Source organism: Micromonospora sp. NPDC051925 (assembly GCF_044548625.1).
GTDB lineage: Bacteria > Actinomycetota > Actinomycetes > Mycobacteriales > Micromonosporaceae > Micromonospora.
In genome coordinates this window covers 257,724-279,126 of sequence record NZ_JBIUCH010000004.1, presented here as the reverse complement: position 1 = coordinate 279,126, position 21,403 = coordinate 257,724, and the positions used below count along the sequence as shown (strand labels likewise).

The window sequence follows — 21,403 nt, the reverse complement described above, 5'->3', positions numbered from 1 at the left end:
TCCCACCGGAAGGCAACGCCCATGACCAACCCATCCCCGGCCGCCGAGGTCTGGTTCCTCACCGGCAGCCAGGGCCTGTACGGCCCGGAGACCCTGCGCCAGGTGGCCGAGCAGTCCCGGCGGATCGCCGAACGGCTCGACGCCGACCCGGCCGTCCCGGCCCGGGTGGTCTGGAAGCCGGTGCTCACCTCCAGCGCCGAGATCCTGGCCGTCTGCCGTGACGCCGCCGTGCAGGGCGCGGTCGGGGTGATCGCCTGGATGCACACCTTCTCGCCGGCCAAGATGTGGATCTCCGGACTGGACGCGCTGCGTACCCCGCTGCTGCACCTGCACACCCAGGCCAACGTGGAACTGCCCTGGTCCGAGATCGACATGGACTTCATGAACCTCAACCAGGCCGCCCACGGTGACCGGGAGTTCGGGTACGTCCAGACCCGGCTCGGGGTCGCCCGCAAGACCGTCGCCGGGCACGTGAGCGACCCCCGGGTCGCCGCCCGGATCGGCGCCTGGACCCGGGCCGCGATCGGGCACGCCGAGATGCGGTCGCTGCGGCTGGCCCGCTTCGGCGACAACATGCGCGACGTCGCGGTGACCGAGGGGGACAAGGTCGAGGCCGAGCTGCGCTTCGGCGTCTCGGTGAACACCTACGGGGTCAACGACCTGGTCGAGGCCGTCGACGCCGTCGCCGACGCCCGCATCGACGACCTGGTCAAGGAGTACGACGACAGCTACCGACTGGTCGCCGAGCTGCGCTCCGGCGGTGACCGGCACGACTCGCTGCGCTACGCCGCCCGGATCGAGGCGGGGCTGCGGGACTTCCTCGACGCCGGCGGGTTCCGCGCCTTCACCACCAACTTCGAGGACCTGGGCGGGCTGCGGCAGTTGCCCGGTCTCGCGGTGCAGCGGCTGATGGCCGACGGGTACGGCTTCGGCGGCGAGGGGGACTGGAAGACCTCGGTGCTGGTGCGCACGCTCAAGTCGATGTCCGTCGGCACCACCGGTGGCACCTCGTTCATGGAGGACTACACCTACGACCTCACCCCGGGCCGGGAACTGGTGCTCGGGGCGCACATGCTGGAGGTCTGCCCGAGCATCGCGGCGGCCACCCCGAACGTCGAGATCCACCCGCTGGGCATCGGCGGGCGGGAGGATCCGGTGCGGATGGTCTTCGACGCCCAGTCCGGCCCGGCGGTGGTGCTCGGCCTGGCCGACATGGGGGAGCGGTTCCGGCTGGTGGCCAACGAGATCGACGTGGTCGCCCCGCCGTACCCGCTGCCGAAGCTGCCGGTGGCTCGGGCGGTGTGGCGGCCCCGGCCGGACCTCGCCGCCTCGGCGGAGGCCTGGCTCACCGCCGGTGCCCCGCACCACACGGTGCTGTCCCAGGCCGTCGGGGTCGAGGAACTGCACGACCTCGCCGAGATGGTCAGCACCGAACTGGTCGTCATCGACGCCGACACGACCCCCCGGCGGCTGGCCGACGAGCTCCGCTGGAACCAGGCCTACTACCGCCTGGCCCGGGGTTTCTGAGCTGCCATGGGCCAGCAGCGGCCCGAACGCGCCGCGGTGATGAGCGACGTCGCGCAACTCGCCGGGGTGTCGCACCAGACCGTGTCCCGGGTGCTCAACAACCATCCGAGCGTTCGGCCGGAGACCCGGGAGCGGGTGCTGCGTGCCGTGCACCAGCTCAACTACCGGCCCAACGCCCTGGCCCGGGGGCTGGCCGGCCGGCGGTCCCGGGTGATCGGCGTGGTCAGCTTCGACACCATCCTGTTCGGGCCGGCGGCCACGCTGCTGGGCATCGAGCGGGCCGCCCGCGCTGCCGGATACGGCATCAGCATCGTCACCGTGGAGCGGCTGGACCGTAGCGGGATGCGGTCCGCCATCGACGCGCTGACCGAACAGTCGGTGGCCGGCGTCGTCGTCATCACCCCGATGATGACGGCGTCGGTCGCCGTGCACGGCCTGCCCACCGGGGTGCCCGCGGTGGTGGCCGAGGCCAGCGGGGAGCGCGGTGAACTGCCCAGCATCTCCGTCGACCAGGTGGCCGGCGCCCGGCTGGCGGTGCGGCACCTGCTCGACCTCGGGCACGAGACGGTGTGGCACATCGCCGGGCCCCGCGACTGGCTGGAGGCCCGGGACCGGGTCGACGGGTGGCGGCAGACCCTGGAACAGGCGGGCCGCCCGGTCCCGCCGGTCATCGTCGGCGACTGGAGCCCCCGGGCCGGCTACGAGCTGGGCCGGTCGCTTGTCGAACGCCCCGACGTGACGGCGGTGTTCTGCGCCAACGACCACCAGGCGCTCGGTCTGCTGCGCGCCCTGCACCAGCGGGGCGCCCGGATTCCCGAGGACGTCAGCGTGGTCGGCTTCGACGACATTCCCGAAGCCGAGTACCTCTCACCGCCGCTGACCACCGTGCGACAGGACTTCGACGAGGTCGGCCGCCGGTGCGTGGCGGCGCTGCTGGAACTCTTCGACGGCACCGGCGCGGGCACCCCCCGGCCCCAGGTCGAGCCGGTCCTGGTCGTCCGCGCGAGCAGCGGCAACCGCCGCCTCTGAGCAGGTGCGTGACCGCCGGGTCCGGGCCGCGCGCTGCCGCTGACGGGGGCCGGAGTCCCGGTGCTGCTGCCCGCTCCAGGGTGAGGCCGTCCCGGCCGGTCCGTCCCGGCGGCGTCAACGGGTGGCGACCCGGGACAGCCCCTCGGTGACGGCCGCGTGACGCGCGCTGCGACAGGGTCGAACGGACGACGCGCCGGTCGAGGTGCCGGCGGTCGGGGCCCGCGTCACGGGCAGGCCGTCGAGGGAGAACCCATGATCAGGACAATGCTCCGGGTCCGCGCACGCCCCGGTGCCGAACAGGCCGTCCGGTCCGCCTGGCGGACGGCCGCGGCGCAGATCGGCGTGCTCCCCGGCAACCTGCGGCGGGACCTGCTCCTGGACGCGGACGACCCGCACACGTTCGTCGTCGTCACCGAGTGGACCGACGACGCCGCGCTGCTCGACTACGAGAACGGCCCGGTGGCCGCCCGCTTCGCCGACGCCCTGCGCGCCGGGTGTGAGGCGTCCACCGTCGAGGACCACCGGGTGATGCGCGACGAGCCGGGTGACCACCAGACGATCCTGGTGGACGTCGAGGTCACCGTGCCGGCCGCCCGGCTCGCCGAGTTCCGCCGGGGTCATGCCGAGGTCACCGCGCGGATGGCCGGGGTGCCCGGCTACCTGCGCGAGGACCTGCTGCGCGAACCCGACACGGACGTCCACCACATCTTCGCCGAGTGGCGCACCGAGGCGGAGTTCCACCGCTGGGTCGCCAACCCGGCCCACGCGCGGGAGGAGGCCGGGCCGATCGCGCCGTTCCTGCTCGACTTCCGACGCCGACTGTTCCACCTCGCGGCTCATCCCGGCGTCGACCGGGCAGCCAGTACCGGTAGGGAGACCGACGTGCACACGACAACGGACGTACTCATCGTCGGAGCGGGGCCGACCGGGCTGACCGTCGCCGTCGAGCTGGCCCGGCGGGGCATCGACTGCCGGGTGGTCGAGAAGCTGGTCGCGCCGCCCGCGCAGGCCGACAAGGCGATCGGCGTGCACTGCCGCACCATGGAGATCTGGGCCGAGCAGGGCATCGTGCGGGAGGCGATGGACGCCGGGAACTGGCTCACCGGCAACGTGGTGTTCGTCAACGGCACGCAGACCCACCGGATGAGCTGGGAACTGCCGGGGTTGCCGTACGCGCACCTCGGCCTGCCCCAGTACGAGACCGAGCGCATCCTCACCGACCGGCTGGCCACCCTCGGCGTACGGCCCCAGCGCGGGGCGGAGCTGACCGGCTTCACCCAGGGCGTGGACGGTGTGCTGGCCACCCTCGCGTTGGCCGGTGGCGGCACGGAGACGGTACGGGCGAAGTACCTCGTCGGCGCGGACGGCGCGCACAGCCGGGTGCGGGAACTGCTCGGGTTGACGTTCTCGGGTGGGCTGGGCCGGTTCCCGCAGCTGTTCATGCTCGCCGACGTCGACGTGAACTGGGACATGCCGGACGGGCACCTGCTGCGGTTCCTCCACGAGACCGAGGGCCGGATGGACGGCATGCTGGTCTGCGTCCCGTTGCGTGGGGAGGGCCGGTACCGGCTCGCGACCCTCGCGCCGCCCCGGTTCTTCGCCCAGACCGGCGGAAAGGACGCCCCACCCGGGTTCAGCGAGGAGTTGGCCGAGCCGACCCTCGACGACGTGCAGGCCGCGCTGGACCGGCTGGCCCCGCCGGGCACCCGGGCGTCGAACCTGCGCTGGTCGTCGGTGTTCCGGATCAGCCACGGCATCGTCGACCGGTACGGCCACGGCCGGGTCTTCGTGGCCGGTGACGCGGCGCACCTGCACCCGCCGGCGGGTGGGCAGGGGATGAACACCGGCATCCAGGACGCCTGGAACCTGGCCTGGAAGGTGGCGCTGGCGGTCCGGGGTGTCGCCGCCCCCGGGCTGCTCGACAGCTACGAGGCCGAACGACGCCCGGAGGGGGAGGAGATCGTCGGCCGCGCGGTGCGGATGGCGTTCACCGACGAACTGGACCGTGCCGACCTCGAACGGCAGTTCCTCCAGGAGATGTCCCTGCTGCTCAGCTACGCCGACAGCCCGCTGGTCGGCGAGTGCGTGACCGATCCCGACGCGCTGCGCGTCGGCCCGCGCCCCGGCGACCGCGCCCCCGACCTGGGTGGGCTGTGTCGGCAGGGGGTCGGGCATCCGCTGCGACTGCGCGACCTGACCGGGGGCACCCGGCACACCCTGCTGGTCTACGCCGACGCGTCGGCCGCGCCGGCGGAGGTGGCCGCCGTGCCGGGGCTCTGCGCCGACATCCGCGCCCAGACCCGGGGCGAGGTCGACGCGTACCTGCTGCTCAGCCCGGACGCCGAGGATCCGAGGCTGCTCGCGCCGCCGGTGGTGCGCGACGCCGGGGGCGAGTTCCGGTCGCGGTACGGGGTGACCGGCGTCGCCCTGTACCTGATCCGCCCGGACGGTCACGTCGGCTTCCGCAGCCAGCCGATCGACCCCGACGCGCTGCGCAAGAACCTGCACCTGGTCTTCGGTGGTGCCCGATGACGGCGGTGCGCACCGTGCTCGCCATGCGTACCCGGGAGGGCTGCGCGGAGCGGTTCGAGGCGGAGTGGCTCTCGGCGGCGGCGCAGATCCGGCTGCTCGACGGGTGCCTGCGGCAGGATCTGGTCCGCGACGCCGACGACCCGCGCAGCTACCTGATCATCAGCGACTGGGCGGACCGGGAACGGTTGGACGCCTTCGGCCGCAGCGAACACCGGGACCGGCTGCTGCGGGTGGTGCGCGAGCTGCGGGAATCCGCCGAGCGGCACACCTACCAGGTGCTGCACACCATGCCCAGCGCGGCGGAGGAGACGAGATGACCGAGCCCGTGCCCGCGTCGCAGCTCTACACCGACCAGTTCGCCGCCGACCCGTATCCGTCCTTCGCCCGGCTCCGGGCGGACGCGCCGGTCTGCCCGGTCAGCTCGCCCCGGTTCGACTCGTACCTGCTCACCCGGTTCGACGACGCGCGGGCGGCGCTGACCGACCCCCGGCTGTCCAAGGACCTCTACGGCCCCGGTCAGCACTACCTCCAGATCTTCGGCCCGAACTCCGAGGCCCTGAACCGGAACATGCTCAACTCGGACCCGCCGGAGCACACCCGGTTGCGCCGGATGGTGTCGCAGGCGTTCGCGCCGCGCCGGATCGAGGCGCTGCGACCCCGGGTACGGCAGATCGTCGACGACCTGATCGACGGGATCGTCACGCAGGGGCGGGCCGAGCTGATGCACGACTTCGCGATCCCGCTGCCGATGGTGGTGATCTGCGAACTGCTCGGGGTGCCCCGGGCCGACCAGCAACGGGTGCTCGACTGGACCCAGGTGATCCGGACCTCCGGGTCGTCCGGGCGCAGCCCGGCGCTGGAGCGGGCGGCCGTGGGCGAGGCGCAGGTGCGGCTGCACCACTACCTGGCGGAGCTGGTGGCCGCCAAGCGCGCCGCTCCGGCCGACGACATGATCAGCTCGTTGATCGACGCCTGTGACCAGGCCGGGAAGCTCTCCGAACCGGAGCTGGTCACCACCACGTTCCTGCTGCTGTTCGCCGGCCACCAGACCACCGCGGACTTCCTGGGCAACGCGACGGTGGCCCTGCTGACCCACCCCGACCAGCTCGACCTGCTGCGCGACACCCCGGAGCTGCTGCCCTCGGCGATCGAGGAGCTGCTCAGGTTCGACGGTCCGCTGCCGGTGGCCAGCCCTCGGGTCGCCACCGAGGACGTCGAATACCGGGGGGTACGCATCCCGGCGGGGTCGATCGTCGGCGTGGTGCTCAACGCGGCGAACCACGACCCGGCGCACTTCGTCGACCCGGATCGGCTGGACCTGCGCCGGGTACGCGGGCCGCACCTGGGCTTCGGCCACGGCGTGCACTACTGCCTCGGGGTCTCGCTGGCCCGGATGGAGGCCCAGATCGGTCTGGCGGCGCTGCTGCGCCGGCTGCCCGGGTTGCGCCTCGCGGTGCCGGCCGCCGAGCTGCGCCGGTTGCCGGCGGCATCACCGTTCCGGGGCCTGCTGGAGCTGCCGGTCCGGTTCACCGCCGCCGCGCCGCCGGTGTCGTACCCGCCGGCCCGCCGTCCCCGTCCCACCGAGCCGACCCCTACCGTCTGATCCCTGAGGAGCTTCGATGACCTTCCGCAACGTGATCGTCTGTCGCATGGTGCCGGGCAGCGAGCGCACCGTCGCCGACGTGTTCGGGTACTACGACCGGACCACCCGGCCGCAGGACCTGGGCGTGGTCGGGCGGACCCTGTTGTCCTTCCACGGCCTCTACATCCACCTGATCGAGCGCAACGCGGACCCGAAGGTGACCGGGCAGACCCGGGGCCTGCCCGCCTTCCAACAGATCGCCGAGAAGATCGGCCCGTACGTGACGCCGTACCCGAGGGACTGGAAGAACCCGTCGGACTCGGTGGCGAAGGAGTTCTACCGGTGGGCGCCGGCCGAGCCGTCGGCCGACGCGGGCGAGCCGAGCCGGACGGTCATCGTCGCCCGGATCAAGCCCGGCGCGGAACCCACCGTCGCGCAGATCTTCGCCGAGTCCGACGCCGGCCCGCTGCCCGCCCGGATGGGGGTCACCGGGCGGTGGTTGTACTCGATCGACGACGTCTACCTGCACGTGTTGGAGCGCACCGGCGAGGCGTTCGAGGGGGCCGTCCGGCAGGGGCACGACCAGCCGGCCTTCGCCAAGATCATGGACGATCTCAGCCCGTACATCAGCGCCTACGACCCGGACACCTGGGGCAGCCCGGTGGACGCGGTGGCGCAGGAGTTCTACCGGTGGCGGGCCGAGGACTGAGCCCGGTCGGCCGACAGGGGCCCGGCGGTGCGCACCGCCGGGCCCCTGCCTGGAGTGGTCGGGGCTCAGCCGGTGGGCAGCGTCGCCCAGCCCCGGTTGAAGGTCTTGCTGTCGTCGTCCGGCCGGTAGTTGCGCTCGATGTTGCCGGCCGCGTCCACCGAGAACCAGTGGACCTTGGTGCCGGCCGGGACGGTCAGCGTCTCGCCCCCCTCCCGGATGCCCGCCGAGGCGTACAGGGTGGAGCCGAACGTCGGTCGACCGCCGTCGAGGGTGTAGAACACCGCCGCCGGCTCACTGACGTCGAACCGGACGCTCACCATGCCCTCGGTCGGGCTCGGCTCGACCGACAGGGTGCTGGTCGGGCGCTTCTTGTCCTTGTCGAAGTCCCGGGCCACCCGCAGCAGCTCGACCAGGCCGTTGCTGAACTCCATGGTCTCCTGGTGTGCCTCGTCCCAGGTGGGCTGGAAGCTGGTGCCGACCTCGAAGTTCCAGGCGTAGATGCCGTACTTGTACCAGAGCATGTCCCCGGAGTTGCCGGCCGCCGAGTACAGCACGTCGGAGATCGGACCGGTCCGGGCCGGGGTGACGGCCATGTTGCGGTGTCGCTTGATGGCGGTGAGGATCCGCGACGACGCGCCCCAGAAGAACGACTCGTCGGCCAGCGTCGGCCGGGGCGCGGAGATCCGCCCGGGGGTGGCGTACGCGCCCGGCGACCACATGAAGTAGTTGCCGGAGGAGTGCAGGTTCATCGAGAACTTCATGTTCGGCCGCTGGGCCAGCCAGTCGACGTTGCGGTTCTCCGGCTCGGACAGCTCGCTCGGCCCGGCGTAGGTGTCACTGGTGCAGCTCGCCGACGCCCCCGAGTAGCCGTCGAAGAGGCTGTACTCGGTGTAGTTGCGGTTGTTGTCCACTCCCCACGAGTTACGGGCCAGCGCGTCGGTGGCGCCCCCGGCCGGGCAGTGGTTGGTCATGTTGCGGCGCTGCGAGGCGTAGTCGTAGAAGGAGTAGTGCCCGCCGTCCGGGTTGATCGACGGGACGATCCAGATGTCCAGGGTGCGCAGCAGTTGCTTGGTGTTCTCGTCGGTGGCGTGGTTGCGCAGCAGCCGCTCGGCGGTCTCGATGGACACCAACGGCGGAACCCACTCCCGGGCGTGTTCCTGCGCGTAGGCCAGCACCCCGGTGCGGGAACCGTCCCGGTACTTGCCGATCCGGATGGCGTACACCGGCTGCGGGTCGCGGGATACCCCGGCCGGGGCCTTCAGGTTGTCCGACAGCGGCGTCGACGCGGCCGGCGCGACCACGCCGGCGCCGGCGTCACCCCGATAGGTGTACGCCTTGACCAGGGCACCCGCCTCGGCGGTCAGCGCCGCGGCGACCTGGGCGGCGGTGCTGGTCACCGCGCCGTCGGCGTTGGTGGCCAGGCTGACCCGGATGGCCTTGCCGGTCACGGTGACCGCCAGCGGCCGGTCGGCCGCGCCCGGGTCGGCCAACTCGACGGAGATGTCGTTGCCACCCTCGTGGCCCCAGGCGAGCGAGTCGACGGCGACCCGGTTGGTGTTGGCCGTGCCCAGCACCACCTGCGCCTTGCGGCGGTAGCCGTTGGTCTTGTACGGCAGCTCGACGACCTCGGCGAGCTGCGGGTACTCGGCGGCCAGCCGCTTGATCCGGTCGTACAGCTCGGTCGGGGTGAGGTAGCTGGTGACGAAGTCCTTCTGGTAGCCGGGGCCCTCCGGGCTGTCGGCCGGGATCGGCAGCCACTCCTTGACCTCGGCGACCGCGACGTCACCGGTCGGGCTGGTGATCTGGATGCGCTGCGGCCGGGCGGTGACGGTGGCGGCGCCCCGGTGGTACAGGTAGACCCCGGCGTCGACGAACCGGGAGATGGCCTGGGTGCCGCCGGAGCCGATCTCGGTGCCGGGGCCGCTGTCCCGGGCCACGGTCAACGTGCTGGTGGAGGTCTGCCCCTGGGCCCACTTCGCCTCGACCGACAGCACCTGGTTGCTGCCGGAGGTGTAGTAGTCGGCTCGGATGATCTTCACGTCGGAGGCGGTGGCGTTGCGCGCCAACGTCGCGGTGTACGCCTGGTTCTCGGCCTGGTGGGCGGCGATGGTCGCGTCCCGCTCGGTGATCCGCTGCGCGGAGTCGGCCGCGTCGTGCAGAACGGCGCCGACCCGGTAGCCCATCCGCTTGAGCGCGGCGACCTCGGTGGGGGTGACCACGGCGTGCACCACGATGCCCTGGTCGGTGTGGGTGACGTCGTGGTCGAGGTCGACCCCGGTGGCGACCAGTTCGTCCAACTGGGCGGTGCCGTCGACCAGCACCTCCACGACGTCGGCCTGCTCGTCGGCGGACCGTTCGAGCACGATCGGGGTCTCCTGCTCCCCGTTGGGCGGGGCAGCGGTGCCGGCGGTCGCCGGGCCGGCGAGCAGGAGCAGCGCCACGCCTGCGGCTGTCGCGGCGGGTAACCGCCGCCAGCGGTGTGGGAACGCGGAACGGGACATCTCGGGCCACCTTTCCTGGGGGTGCGAGACGGGCCGACGGCGCGCGGCAGCGCCCGCCGTCGGGCGGCGTGCGGAACGGGAGGGTACGGACGTCGACAGTCGGGGCGACGGTGGGCGTCCGATCACGACGTCGACCTGCCGTACGACGGGGGACACCGGGGCGTCTCCCCTTCGCATGGAGGTGGCGGACCGGCGCCGATCCGGTCTGCGTGACGGGCGAGGGGCTTACCTGGTTACGGTCGGTCGTGGGGGCATTGCCGATCGGTGCGCCCATCCTGGCCGTACCCGCTCGGATCTGTCAATGATCTGTCCGGCCGGACACGTTCTGTCACAGCGCATGTCGCGAATGTCCCCTGAGGATGGTCGGTCGGGACGTCACGACGCGGTCCGGTAGTGGCCGGTGAGCCGGCCCAGCTTCATCGCCAGGTGCAGGCAGAGCCGCTCGTTGCCGTCCTTGAGGTCGGTGTCGGCAAGTTGCTCGACCCGTTGCAACCGGTAGTAGAGGGTGGTCCGGTGCAGCCGCAGCTTCTCGGCAGTCGCGTGGGCGTTCCCGGCCAGGTCGAGGTAGGCCTCGAGGGTCTCCAGCAGCACCTGGTGGGCGTCGTCGCGCAACAGCCGCTCCAACCCGGGGTGCACCCCGGCGACGTCGAGGTGCCGGCCGTCGAGCTGGGACAACACCCGGTAGATGCCGAGGCCGGCCCAGGAGACCACCCGGCCGAGCGCCGGCAGTTGGACACCCACCCGGGCCGCCTGCACCGCCTCCTGGTACGACTGCACCGCGTCGGCCAACCCCGGGCGTGGCTGACCGATCCCGGTCACCGTGCGGTCCACCGAGGACAGGCCCCGGGTCGCGTTGCGCAACGCCTCGTCGAGATGGCCGGCGGCGGTCTCCGGGGTGGGCCGCCCGGCGATCCGGCCGCCACAGATCAGCAGCACCCCGTGGTCGTGCCAGACCATGTGCAGCGACTCCCGCACGCCGAGCCACCGACGGGTCGCCACCAGCGCCTGCTCCAGCGCGATCCGGGCCACCTCGTCGGGGTGCCGCCCGACGGTGGGGGCGAGCTGGGCCACCACCGCGGTGGTCGTGCCGTCTCCGGCGACCGTGCCCTCCTCCAGCAGGGCCCGCGCGGCGTGCGCGCGGGCCTGCGGGCTCTCCACCAGCAGGGTACGGGTGGCTTCGGCCTCCCGCTGCGAGGCCAGCTCACCGAGCAGGTTCTCCCGGTAGAGCGCCAGCGACAGGTCGGTGAAGGCGCTGGTGGCGGTGGCGATGTCGGCGTCGGTCATCGACCCGTCGTCGTCGATGAACCAGACGAACCCGAGCAGCAGGTCGTCGTGCCAGATCGGCACGCAGACCCGGGGGAGCAGGTCGAGGTCGACGTCGGCGGGGGTGCGGACCGGTTCGCGGGCGGTGAGCACGCCCATCCGGCGGAACCAGGCGATCACCTCCGGGGTGGTCTGCCGGCGCAGGATGGACATCCGGCGCACCTCGTCCATCGGGCCGTCGTGTTCGCTGTAGACGACCACCCGTTGCCGCCGGTCCTCGATGAGGGCGGGACGCCCCACCCGGGCGGCGACGGCATCGACTATTCGCTGAAGCTCACCATGCATGGATCTCCCCTGGTTGGCTGCTCGACAGGGGTGCGCGACAGCCAGTGCCTACCCTGTGGGGCCGGTGGGTCTCCGCGCAAGGTCCACCGGAGATCTACCGACAAAAGGACGGCCCCCATGGCAACTGTTCCGGCAGTTGTCCGAAGAGCAGGCCGATCGACGATCGTAGGGTTCGGTGCGGACGGCGTCGGCGCGGGCGCCGGGGCCGGCGGCGCGGAGGAAGGGACGCCCGAGTGACAGCTGATAGCCCCTGGCGGGGGGTGCTGGTCGCCATCACCACGCCGTTCCGCGATGACCTCGGCGTCGACTTCGACCGGCTCCAGGAACATGTCCGCTGGCTGGCCGAGGCGGGTTGCCACGGGGTGACCCCGTGCGCCTCGGTGGGCGAGTACCGGGCCCTGTCCGACGACGAGCGGGCCGATGTGGTGCGGGCGACGGTGCAGGCCGCGCCGCCGGGCTGCGCGGTGCTGCCCGGGGTCGGCGGCTACGGCAGCCGGCAGTCCCGCCGCTGGGCGGAGCAGGCCGCCGCCGCCGGTGCCGTCGGAGTGCTCGCCCCGCCCCCCGACGGTTACCCCGCCCGGGACGCCGACGTGGTCGCCCACTACCGGGAGGTGGCGGCCGTCGGCCTGCCGGTGGTCGCCCACAACGACCCGTACGACACCCGGGTGGACCTCACGCCGGAGCTGCTCGCCCGGGTCGCCGAGACCGACGGGATCGTCGCGGTCGAGGAGTTCTCCGGTGACGTCCGTCGGCTGCACCGGATCCGGGACCTCTGCCCGCACGTGGACGTGCTGGTCGGGGCGGACGACGTGCTGCTCGAGCTGGTGCTGTGCGGTGCCAGGGGCTGGGTGGCCGGCCTGTCCAACGCGTTGCCCCACCAGGCCCTGCGGCTGTACGACCTCTGTGTCGCCCGGGACCTGGTCCGGGCGCTGCCGCTCTACGCCGAGCTGCACCCGGCCTTCGGCTGGGACTCCCGACCGGAGTCCGTACAGGCCATCAAGCTGGCGATGGACTGCGCCGGGCGGTTCGGCGGCCGGTGTCGCCCGCCGCGTGGTCCGCTGACGCAGCCGGCCGCCGCCCGGCTGCGTCGGGACCTGGTCCGGGCCCTGGCGGCCACCGTCGACCCGGCCATCGACGATCGGCCCCGCTGAATCGCGCGGGCCGGTCCGTCCGGTCCGTCCGGTCGCCGGGCCGCTCGGCGGGCCGGGCCGGGGACCGGCCGGGTCAGGGTGCCCGTCCTGCCGCGATCCGGTGCCGGTCCTTCAGGTGTCGGAAGCCGCCGGTTCACCTGCCGACATCTGCACGGTGACCGGCCCCGGCCCGTCCTCCTAGATTCGCTGCGCGGCCCGGTGATCGATGTCCCGACATCCACCCCGGACACCGGCCCCGGACGCCGCGTCCCTCCCGACGAGAGGTGAACCTGTGCACCGTGCTACCCGCAACAGACCCCGACTGAGGCGTTCCGTGCTGGCCGCGGTCGTGGCCGGCACGCTCGTGGTGACCGGCGCGGCGCAGGCCGCCGCGGCCCCGGCCAATCCGGCCGGCGGCACCGCGCCGTTCCAGGTCCTCGACCCGCAGGCCTGGCAGAACCCGGACACCATGACCTGGGACGACTACCAGGCGGTGCCCGGTAGGAACTGGGCCGACCCGAGCGTGCGGGGCGCGGTCCGCAACTTCAAGATCGCGCTGGTCGCGCTCGACTATCCGGATCAGACGTTCGCGGTGTCCCAGCGGGCCCGCTCGACGGTCTTCGGCAACCCCCAGTCGGTCGCGGCCAACATCCCCCGCGCCGACGTGCCGAAGTTCTACCAGGACTTCCTGAACACGCCGAACACCCTGAACAAGGGGCACACCCTGCACGAGTACTGGATGCAGGACTCCAACGGGCGGTACGGCGTGGACCTGGCCGGGTTCGGGCCGTACCAACTGCCGGCGAAGTCGTACCAGTACGGGCTGGACAACAGCTTCAACCCCGGGGCCTGCCCCAGCGGGGACACCTGCAACAAGAACATCCGCACCGACGGGTTGGGCGCCTGGCGGGCGGCGGTCGGTGACGAGGTCGCCAACCAGTACGAGCTGGTCTTCATCCTCAGCGCCGGGCAGGACGAGTCATCCACCTGGCAGGAGTTCGGGCAGATGATCTTCCAGAACAAGGAGGACGTGCCGGACTCCTGGGGCCCGCCGGACCCCAACCTGCCGAACTGGGCGAAGACCCGCTACGTGGAGTGGACGTCCTGGAAGGCGGCGGCGACGTTGTGGCCGAACGCCGGTAGCGGCTCGTCCACCCAGGGGGAGAGCTCCGGCATGGGGGTGTACGCCCACGAGCTGACCCACCTGCTCGGCATCGGCGACAACTACAACAACCCGTACGGCGAGCCGTTACGACGGGCGTACACCGGCATCTGGAGCATGATGTCGCGCGGTTCGTTCAACGGCCCCGGGGGACCGCACACCCGCTGGCAGATCCCGCCGACCAACGGTGGCTCGATGGGTTCGCTGCACACGGTGCGGGACAAACTCAAGATCGGCCTGCTCGGTGAGGAGCACGTACTGCGGCTGTCCCGGGAGTCGCTCGCCTCCTCCGGCCTGGTCGTCGCCCAGGTGACCGCCCGCGCGGTCGACGCCGGCCCGAAGGGGCTGACCGGCGTGAACATCGCCCTGAACAAGGACCTCTCGCCGGCCTGCACGGTCGCCACGAATCCGCTGTGCGACGGCGGGAGCTACAACAACTACACCGTCGAGGTCGTCGACCGGATGGGCGCGGACTCGTTCACCCCGGACCGGGGCGTGCTGCTGAGCAAGACCAAGAACGCCGACAGTGCGCCGTTCCAGTGGGTGGTGGACGCCAACCCGCAGGACATCGACATGATCGACTTCTACCGGCCGGACGGCACCCCGCAGAAGATCACCATGGGTGACTACCGGCAGCTCTCCGACGCGCTGTTCCACGCCGGGGCGGACACCGGCAGCCAGTACGAGTACGTCGACGAGGCCAACCGGCTGCACTTCTACATCATCGACCTCAAGCGGGACGCCGCCGGCTCGCTGTCGTACACGGTGGCGGTCAGGTCGCTGGACGGCACCGGTGGGCCGAGCAGCCACGGTGTGTCGCTGGCCAAGGGTGAGGTGACCAGCACCGGCAAGCCCACGAACCGCGGCGTCACCTGCTCGTTCGAGCTGACCAACACCGGCACGTACTCGGCCGGTGGGCAGCAGCACCCGGAGAACGCCACCGCGTACCTCAAGTCCGACGTCTACCGCCTCTCCGCGGAGGTGGCCGGCAAGGGCTGGCGGACCTGGCTGCCCAACCAGCTTGCCACCGCCCAGTTCGGCAAGTCGACCACGGTCCGGGTGTCGGTGGGGGCCACCGCCGCCGCCGCGGACACCGGCTTCGTCAAGCTCACCGCGACCTCGGAGAGCGACCCGACGAAGACCGTGACCAAGCAGTGCCGGGTGGAGAAGTCCTGACCGGTCGACCGGGACGACCGTTCCTGCCGGGCTCGTGGCGACCTCGGTCGCCGGGGGCCCGGCAGGCGGGCGAGAGGAGACGACGTGCGGCTGTCCACGAGCGCCCGGCACGGCGCCGGCGCGCTGCTGGCCCTGCTGCTGACCGGGGCGACCGGATGCGGCGCCACCGATGCCGGGTCGGAGGCGGTCAGCCCGACCACCGTCCGGATCCTGGTCCGTGACATCAACATCCGGGCCGAGGGCGTGGACTGCGCCGGCACCGGGCCGTACCAGTACTTCCACCATCGGGCGGCGTTCCGGCTGCTCGACCCGGACGGCGCGGCCCTGGTCACCGGGAAGCTGCCGGCGGGCACGGCGGTGGCCGCCTTCGCCGAGGACCTGGCGGTCGACCGGGTGCCGACCTACTGCGAGTTCGCGGTGCCGGTGGAGGTGCCGCAGCGGGACGGGTACCGGCTGGAGGTGGCCGGCCGGCCGGCGCTCGACCTGACCCCGGACAGCAGCGAGGGTCCGGCGCTGGTGGCGGTGGTGCCCGCATGAGACGGCTGCTCGCGCCGCTGGTGGCGGTGCTGATGCTGGTCGGCTGTACCGCCCGTTCGGCCGAGGAGCCGGCCACGGCGCTCGCCGGGGGCGCCTCGACGCTGCCGGGGCCGGTCCCCGCCGACCTGGCGTTGCGTCCGGCACCCGGTACGGCACCGGCCGCCCCGGCGTTCACCGGCGGGCTCACCGACGGCACCCCGCTCACCGCCGCCCAGCTCTGGGCGGACCGGCCGGTGGTGTTCACCTTCTTCAGCTCCTGGTGCACCACCTGCGCCGCTCGGCAGGACGCGTTGAGCGACCTGGCCCGCCGATACCGGGACCGGGTGGTCTTCGTCGGGGTGGCCGGTGTGGACCAGGCCGACGAGTTGCAGGACTACCTGCGTGCGCACCGGGTGGAGTACCCCGTCGTGGTGGACGAGCAGCAGACCGTCTGGCGGTCGTACGCGGTGCGGGAGCCACCGGCCGTCGTGCTGGTCGCCAAGGGGGGCGCGTTGCTGCGGGGCTGGCCGGGTGGCCTGGACGCGCCGACGCTCGACCAGCGGCTCGGGGAACTGGTGCTGGCCGGCCCCGGGTAGCCGCCCCCGCCGCGGTGACGGGCCGCGCCCCGGGCTGAGCCCGGGGCGCGGCTTCCCGGCGTTGTGGGCGTGGCATCGATTCGATCGTCGGTCGATGTCACGCCCCGGGGCGTGCCCGCGTCTGCCGGACCGGGTCACCGTCGACGTTCGCGCTGGTGAGGGCCGGTCGGTCTACCGGGGAGCCGGGTACGGGCGACCGTCCGGGCATTCGCTCCGAGTATCGCGAACTTTTGTTCGTACGAACAAAAGTTTCTCCGTTCGAGGTCTATCTTTAGCCGTCAGCCACCGTTAGTGTCCGGTTCACGGACGTAACACGGCTGACATCCCCCCTTGATCAACCAGTCATCCACCGGGCCACGCGTATTCGGCGGCGCAGGTCCTTCAGACCCCTTCCAGCAGGACTCGTACGTCTCGTGGCCCCTCGGGGCCGCCTCGAAAGGTGGAAATTGTGAACGAGGATCAGCGCCGTTTGGCCTCCGACCCCCAGTACCGCGCTCAGGTCACCCGTCGTCGGCTGCTGGCCGCGTCGGCCGGCGCCGCCGCCGTTCTCGGTGCGGCCGGACTGCCGGTGCTCCAGACCAACGGGCCGGCCCGCGCGGACGGCAAGTGGCGGGTCGACCCGCTCATCCCGGAGCGCAACCGGGGCATCATCCTCTACAGCGTCCGGGACCGGATCTCCGCGGCCCCCGACGACAGCGGCGTGCCCTACGGCTTCGAGCGGGTGCTCGCCAGCCTGGCCGAGATGGGCTACAAGGAGATCGAGTTCGCCGGCTACAACCAGCACACCTCGATCCTGGGCCGGCAGATCACCCCGACCGAGATCCGCAAGATCCTGGACGACAACGGCCTGGTCGCCAACGGCACCCACACGACGATCAACGCGGCGACCTTCCAGCAGCAGCTGGACATCGCCGAAGAGCTCGGCATGAAGAACATCGGCACCGGCAGCGACCCGACCAACAGCGCCTACCAGGCCGACTGGGACGCCGCGGCGGACACCTGGAACGAGCTGGGTCGGCAGGCCAAGGAGCGCGGCATGCGGCTCTACACCCACAACCACGACGTGGCCTACTCGTTCCTGCTCGACAGCGGCCCGCTGGACGCCAACGGCAAGCCGACCCGCTCCTCCGGCGTCCGCCGGCTGGAGTACTTCTTCGCCAAGACCGACCCGAAGTACGTCTACTTCGAGTGCGACATCTACTGGGCGTACGTGGCGCGCCACAAGCACACCAAGTACATCAACTCGGCCGGCAAGGAGAAGACCTCGCTGTTCGACCCGATCCTGAACGTGGCGCGGCGCACCAAGCGTTTCCCGCTCTTCCACGCCAAGGACGGCAACCGCAACACCGCGCTGGCCAACGGCTACGAGATGATCCCCCTGGGCGAGGGTGACATCAACTTCCAGCAGTTCTTCCAGACCATCGGCGAGTCCGACTTCCACCACGCCAACTGGGAGATGGACACCGCCCCCGGCGGCACCACCGCGCCGGCCCAGTCGCTGGACTACGCCCGGCTCAGCTACGCCAACATGGCCGACCTGACCATCTACAACAAGGACTGACCGCCCCTCCGGCCGGGCATCTCCGGCCGCAGCTGGGCACCGACCGGCGGTCGCACCACCGCCGGCGGCACCCGGGTGGCGGGTGGCGGTCGCGTCCCTGACGCGACCGCCACCTCCCCGGGCGCCGTCGTCGCCCCGACCGTCGTCCCCGGCCCCGTCCCGGCAGATCCGGACGCGACCGGGTGAACAGTCCACGGGCCAAGCGCCCCGGCGGGCCTCGGGCCCGCGTACCGCGTCACCTCTTCCGACCCGTAACCCGGGCCGCGTTGCCGCGCGCCCGCAGCACGGGCCGCGCGGCCCCACGGGGCCGTACGGCCGCTCCCCGGTCGGCGAACCGCACCGGGGCCGGGACGGCGTGGTCCCGACCCCACCGGAGAGCGAAGCGCATCACCGCACCACCCCGGGTGGCCCCGGCACCCGCCCGGAACAGAGCACATCGTCCCCCCACCGGAGGAACCAGATGGCAAGATCGGTACACCGATGGCTCGCCGCGATCGCAGGGGTCGGGATCGTCATCCCGCTCGCCGCGACCGCCCCGGCGTTGGCCCAGCCGGCCCAGGACAAGACCAGCGTCCTGGTGTTCACCAAGACCGACGGTGAGCGCCACGCGTCCATCGACAAGGGCATCAACGCGATCCGCACCCTGGGCAGCAGCAACGGCTTCACCGTCGACGTCACCCAGAACTCCACCGCCTTCTCCGACGACAACCTGGCCAGCTACGGCGCGGTCATCTTCCTCAACACCACCGGTGACGTGCTCAACGGGGGCCAGGAGGCGTCCTTCGAGCGCTACATCCGCAACGGTGGTGGCTACCTCGGCGTGCACGCCGCGGCCGAGGCCGAGCCGACGTGGACGTTCTACCGCGACATCGTCGGCACCACCGTGAGCGGCACGGCGTCGAGCGGGTCGGCGACCATCGACGTGGCCGACCGGGCCCACCCGGCGAGCAAGCCGCTCGCCCGGCAGCTCACCCTGAACGACCAGTGGTACAACTACACCACCAACGTCCGGGGCACGGCGCACGTGCTGGCCACGGTGGACGAGAAGTCCTTCACCGGTGGGACCATGGGTTACGACCACCCGATCTCCTGGTGCAAGGACTTCCAGGGCGGCCGGTCGTTCTACACCGGACTCGGCGACTCCGCCGACACGTACGCCAACGGCGCGTTCCGCAAGCACCTGCTCGGCGCGATCCAGTGGTCGGCCGGCATGGTCGAGGGGGACTGCGGGGCGACGGTCAACGCCAACTACGAGAAGGTCATCCTCAACGACGAGCCGGGCGAGCCGATGACGCTGTCGGTGCTGCCCGACGGTCGGGTGCTGCACAACACCCGGGCCGGCGAGATCCGGCTCTACGACCCGGAGACCGGGGCCAGCCCGGTCATCACCACCATCCCGGTGTACCAGCACGACGAGGACGGCCTCCAGTCGGTCACCATCGGCCCGGACTTCGCCACCGACAAGTGGGTCTACGTCTACTACTCGCCGAAGCTGAACACCCCCACCACGGACGCGCCGGCGACCAGCACCGATCCGACCGCGTGGGACGTCTACAAGGGCCACAACCAGCTCTCCCGGTTCAAGTTCGTGGAGGAGCCGACCCCGCACCTGGACCTGGCCAGCGAGCAGAAGATCATGAAGGTCGACACCGACCGGGGTATCTGCTGCCACGTCGCCGGTGAGGTCAAGTTCGACGGCAAGGGGCTGCTCTACCTGGTCACCGGCGACGACACCAACGCCGGTGGCTCGGACGGCTTCAACCCGATCAACGAGTCGCCGACCCAGGGTCCGGGCTACGACGCCCAGCGCTCCGCGGGCAACACCAACGACCTGCGGGGCAAGGTGCTGCGGATCAAGGTGAAGGCGGACGGGTCGTACAGCATTCCGGCCGGCAACCTCTTCCCCGAGGCCGAGGACCGGGACAACAAGACCCGCCCGGAGATCTTCCTGATGGGTCTGCGCAACCCGTTCCGCTTCGACGTGGACTCCCGGGGCTTCGTCTACATCGGCGACTACTCGCCGGACTCGCAGACGCCGAGCCCGTCCCGGGGCCCGGAGGGCACCGGTCGCTGGATCGCCACCAACAAGGCCGGCAACTACGGCTGGCCGTACTGCTACTCGCCCACCCTGCCGTACATCGACTACGACTTCGTGACCAAGGAGTCGAAGGGCGCCTTCAACTGCGCCGCGCCGGTGAACGACTCGCCGCGCAACACCGGCCGGACGGTCCTCCCGCCGGTGCAGGACCCGCAGTTCCACTACACCTTCCGGGCCACCACCACCTGCCCCGAGGGCTACCTCAGCACGCCGACCAGCACCTGTGAGTTCAAGTGGCCGGTGCTCGGCACCGGCGGCGTCGGCCCGATGGGCGGCCCGGTCTACAACTACGACGCCGCGCTGGAGTCCGAGACCAAGTTCCCGGAGTACTACAACGACGCGGTGGTCTTCGGGGAGTTCTCCCGGGACAAGATCTTCATGATGCGTACCAACGGCAGCGGCAAGCTGGTCGGGGTGGAACAGTTCCTGCCGGGCTTCGTCTTCGACAACCCGATGGACATGGAGTTCGGCCCGGACGGCAGCCTCTACCTGCTGGAGTACGGCGACGGTTTCTTCCGGGCCAACCCGGACGCCGCGCTGTCGGTGATCCGCTACGCCAAGGGCACCCGGGCGCCGGTGGCCGAGCTGAAGGCGAGCCCGACCTCCGGTCAGGCACCGCTGACCGTGCAGTTCTCCGCCGAGGGCTCCTCCGACGCCGACCCGGGTGAGACCATCACCTACGCCTGGGACTTCGACGGCAACGGCACCACCGACTCGACCGATCGGGACGCGTCGCACACCTACACCACCAACGGCGTCTTCACCGCCAAGCTGACGGTCACCGACTCCAGCGGCAAGACGGCGGTGCTCACCCGCGAGATCACGGTGGGCAACACCGCGCCCGTCGTGAAGGTCACCTCGCCGCTGTCCGGCACCTTCTTCAACTGGGGTGACACCGTGCCGTGGACGGTCACCGTGACCGACCCCGAGGACGGCACGATCGACTGCAGCCGGGTGACGGTCTCCTTCGTCCTGGGCCACGACTCGCACGGGCACGGCATGAGCGATGCCAACGGTTGCTCCGGCTCGTTCGAGACCCCGGCCGACGGCGCCGACCACGCCGGTGGCTACCTGTACGGCGCGATCAGCGCCACCTACACCGACAAGGGCGCCAACGGCCAGCCGGCGCTCTCCGCCCTCGACCAGGTGGTCCTGCAGACCTACCGCCAGCAGGCCGAGTTCGCCCAGGTCCAGCAGGGCGTCACCCTGGCGACCACCGCCGACACCGGTGGCGGCCAGCACGTGACCGGCATCGACAACGGTGACCACATCGCGCTCGACCCGATCAACCTGGGCGGGATCGACAAGATCACCTTCCGGTACGCCGGTGGCTCCACGGCCACCGCCGGAACCCCGCGCGGCATCGTCGAGCTGCGGCTCGACTCGCCGACCGGGGAACTGGTGACCAGCGCGACGCTCAACGCGACCGCCGGCACCAGCGCCTGGGCCAGCCAGACCTTCCCGGTCAGCCAGGCAGCCGGCACCCACGCGCTCTACCTGGTCTTCAAGCCCGTCTCCGGCGGAGCCACGACCAGCCTGTTCAACCTCAACTGGGTGGAGTTCGGCGGTCCGACCGCCTGACGTCACCACACGGTTGCCGGGAGGACGGAGACTCCGTCCTCCCGGCGCCGTACCGGCACGGGGGCGGCCACCGGCGTCCGGCCGGCCCGGCACCG

General features: G+C 71.7%; 14 protein-coding genes. 12 read left to right on the top strand and 2 right to left on the bottom strand.

Translation table 11 applies throughout. From position 1 onward, the window contains the following. Positions 1 to 21: 21 nt before the first annotated feature. The 6 genes from araA to ACIG87_RS07660 all read left to right on the top strand — a co-directional run bounded on the left by araA (position 22) and on the right by ACIG87_RS07660 (position 7,379). Positions 22 to 1,527 (top strand): L-arabinose isomerase, encoded by a 1,506-nt coding sequence (araA, locus tag ACIG87_RS07685; RefSeq protein ID WP_396849123.1) that lies wholly within the window; start codon positions 22 to 24, stop codon positions 1,525 to 1,527. 6 nt (positions 1,528 to 1,533) lie between these two features. Continuing rightward, entirely contained in the window at positions 1,534 to 2,556 is a 1,023-nt protein-coding gene (locus ACIG87_RS07680) for a LacI family DNA-binding transcriptional regulator (protein ID WP_396849122.1), read from the top strand. Positions 2,557 to 2,808: 252 nt separating this feature from the next. After that, positions 2,809 to 5,088, top strand: a complete 2,280-nt coding sequence (locus tag ACIG87_RS07675) for an FAD-dependent monooxygenase (protein ID WP_396849120.1) — start codon at positions 2,809 to 2,811, stop codon at positions 5,086 to 5,088. Next, positions 5,085 to 5,405 carry a putative quinol monooxygenase gene (locus tag ACIG87_RS07670; RefSeq protein ID WP_396849118.1) on the top strand — a complete coding sequence of 107 codons (321 nt, stop codon included), beginning with the start codon at positions 5,085 to 5,087 and terminating at the stop codon, positions 5,403 to 5,405. The genes ACIG87_RS07675 and ACIG87_RS07670 overlap by 4 nt, the downstream gene beginning before the upstream one ends. Further along, complete coding sequence (locus tag ACIG87_RS07665; RefSeq protein ID WP_396849117.1) at positions 5,402 to 6,691, top strand: cytochrome P450; 1,290 nt, start codon at positions 5,402 to 5,404, stop codon at positions 6,689 to 6,691. The genes ACIG87_RS07670 and ACIG87_RS07665 overlap by 4 nt, the downstream gene beginning before the upstream one ends. A gap of 16 nt (positions 6,692 to 6,707) precedes the next feature. After that, positions 6,708 to 7,379, top strand: a complete 672-nt coding sequence (locus ACIG87_RS07660) for a TcmI family type II polyketide cyclase (protein ID WP_396849116.1) — start codon at positions 6,708 to 6,710, stop codon at positions 7,377 to 7,379. Positions 7,380 to 7,444: 65 nt separating this feature from the next. Here the strand turns inward: ACIG87_RS07660 and ACIG87_RS07655 are convergent, their stop codons facing one another. Both ACIG87_RS07655 and ACIG87_RS07650 read right to left on the bottom strand, forming a co-directional pair. After that, entirely contained in the window at positions 7,445 to 9,880 is a 2,436-nt protein-coding gene (locus ACIG87_RS07655) for a M14 family metallopeptidase (protein WP_396849115.1), read from the bottom strand. A 375-nt stretch (positions 9,881 to 10,255) separates the two neighbouring features. Beyond that, a complete protein-coding gene (locus tag ACIG87_RS07650) occupies positions 10,256 to 11,488 on the bottom strand; it encodes a PucR family transcriptional regulator (protein ID WP_396849113.1) in 1,233 nt (410 codons plus the stop codon). Between the two features lie 233 nt (positions 11,489 to 11,721). Here ACIG87_RS07650 and ACIG87_RS07645 point away from each other — a divergent pair, with 233 nt between their 5' ends. The 6 genes from ACIG87_RS07645 to ACIG87_RS07620 all read left to right on the top strand — a co-directional run bounded on the left by ACIG87_RS07645 (position 11,722) and on the right by ACIG87_RS07620 (position 21,308). Then, positions 11,722 to 12,639, top strand: coding sequence for a dihydrodipicolinate synthase family protein (locus ACIG87_RS07645; protein WP_396849111.1), 918 nt, complete (start codon positions 11,722 to 11,724; stop codon positions 12,637 to 12,639). 313 nt (positions 12,640 to 12,952) lie between these two features. Further along, positions 12,953 to 14,956, top strand: coding sequence for a M6 family metalloprotease domain-containing protein (locus ACIG87_RS07640; RefSeq protein WP_396849110.1), 2,004 nt, complete (start codon positions 12,953 to 12,955; stop codon positions 14,954 to 14,956). 84 nt (positions 14,957 to 15,040) lie between these two features. Further along, complete coding sequence (locus ACIG87_RS07635; RefSeq protein WP_396849108.1) at positions 15,041 to 15,493, top strand: hypothetical protein; 453 nt, start codon at positions 15,041 to 15,043, stop codon at positions 15,491 to 15,493. Continuing rightward, positions 15,490 to 16,068 carry a TlpA family protein disulfide reductase gene (locus ACIG87_RS07630; protein ID WP_396849107.1) on the top strand — a complete coding sequence of 193 codons (579 nt, stop codon included), beginning with the start codon at positions 15,490 to 15,492 and terminating at the stop codon, positions 16,066 to 16,068. Before ACIG87_RS07635 ends, ACIG87_RS07630 begins: the two co-directional genes overlap by 4 nt. A 448-nt stretch (positions 16,069 to 16,516) precedes the next feature. Next, positions 16,517 to 17,629 carry a sugar phosphate isomerase/epimerase family protein gene (locus tag ACIG87_RS07625; RefSeq protein WP_396849105.1) on the top strand — a complete coding sequence of 371 codons (1,113 nt, stop codon included), beginning with the start codon at positions 16,517 to 16,519 and terminating at the stop codon, positions 17,627 to 17,629. 460 nt (positions 17,630 to 18,089) lie between these two features. Continuing rightward, complete coding sequence (locus ACIG87_RS07620; protein WP_396849103.1) at positions 18,090 to 21,308, top strand: ThuA domain-containing protein; 3,219 nt, start codon at positions 18,090 to 18,092, stop codon at positions 21,306 to 21,308. Positions 21,309 to 21,403 lie beyond the last annotated feature (95 nt).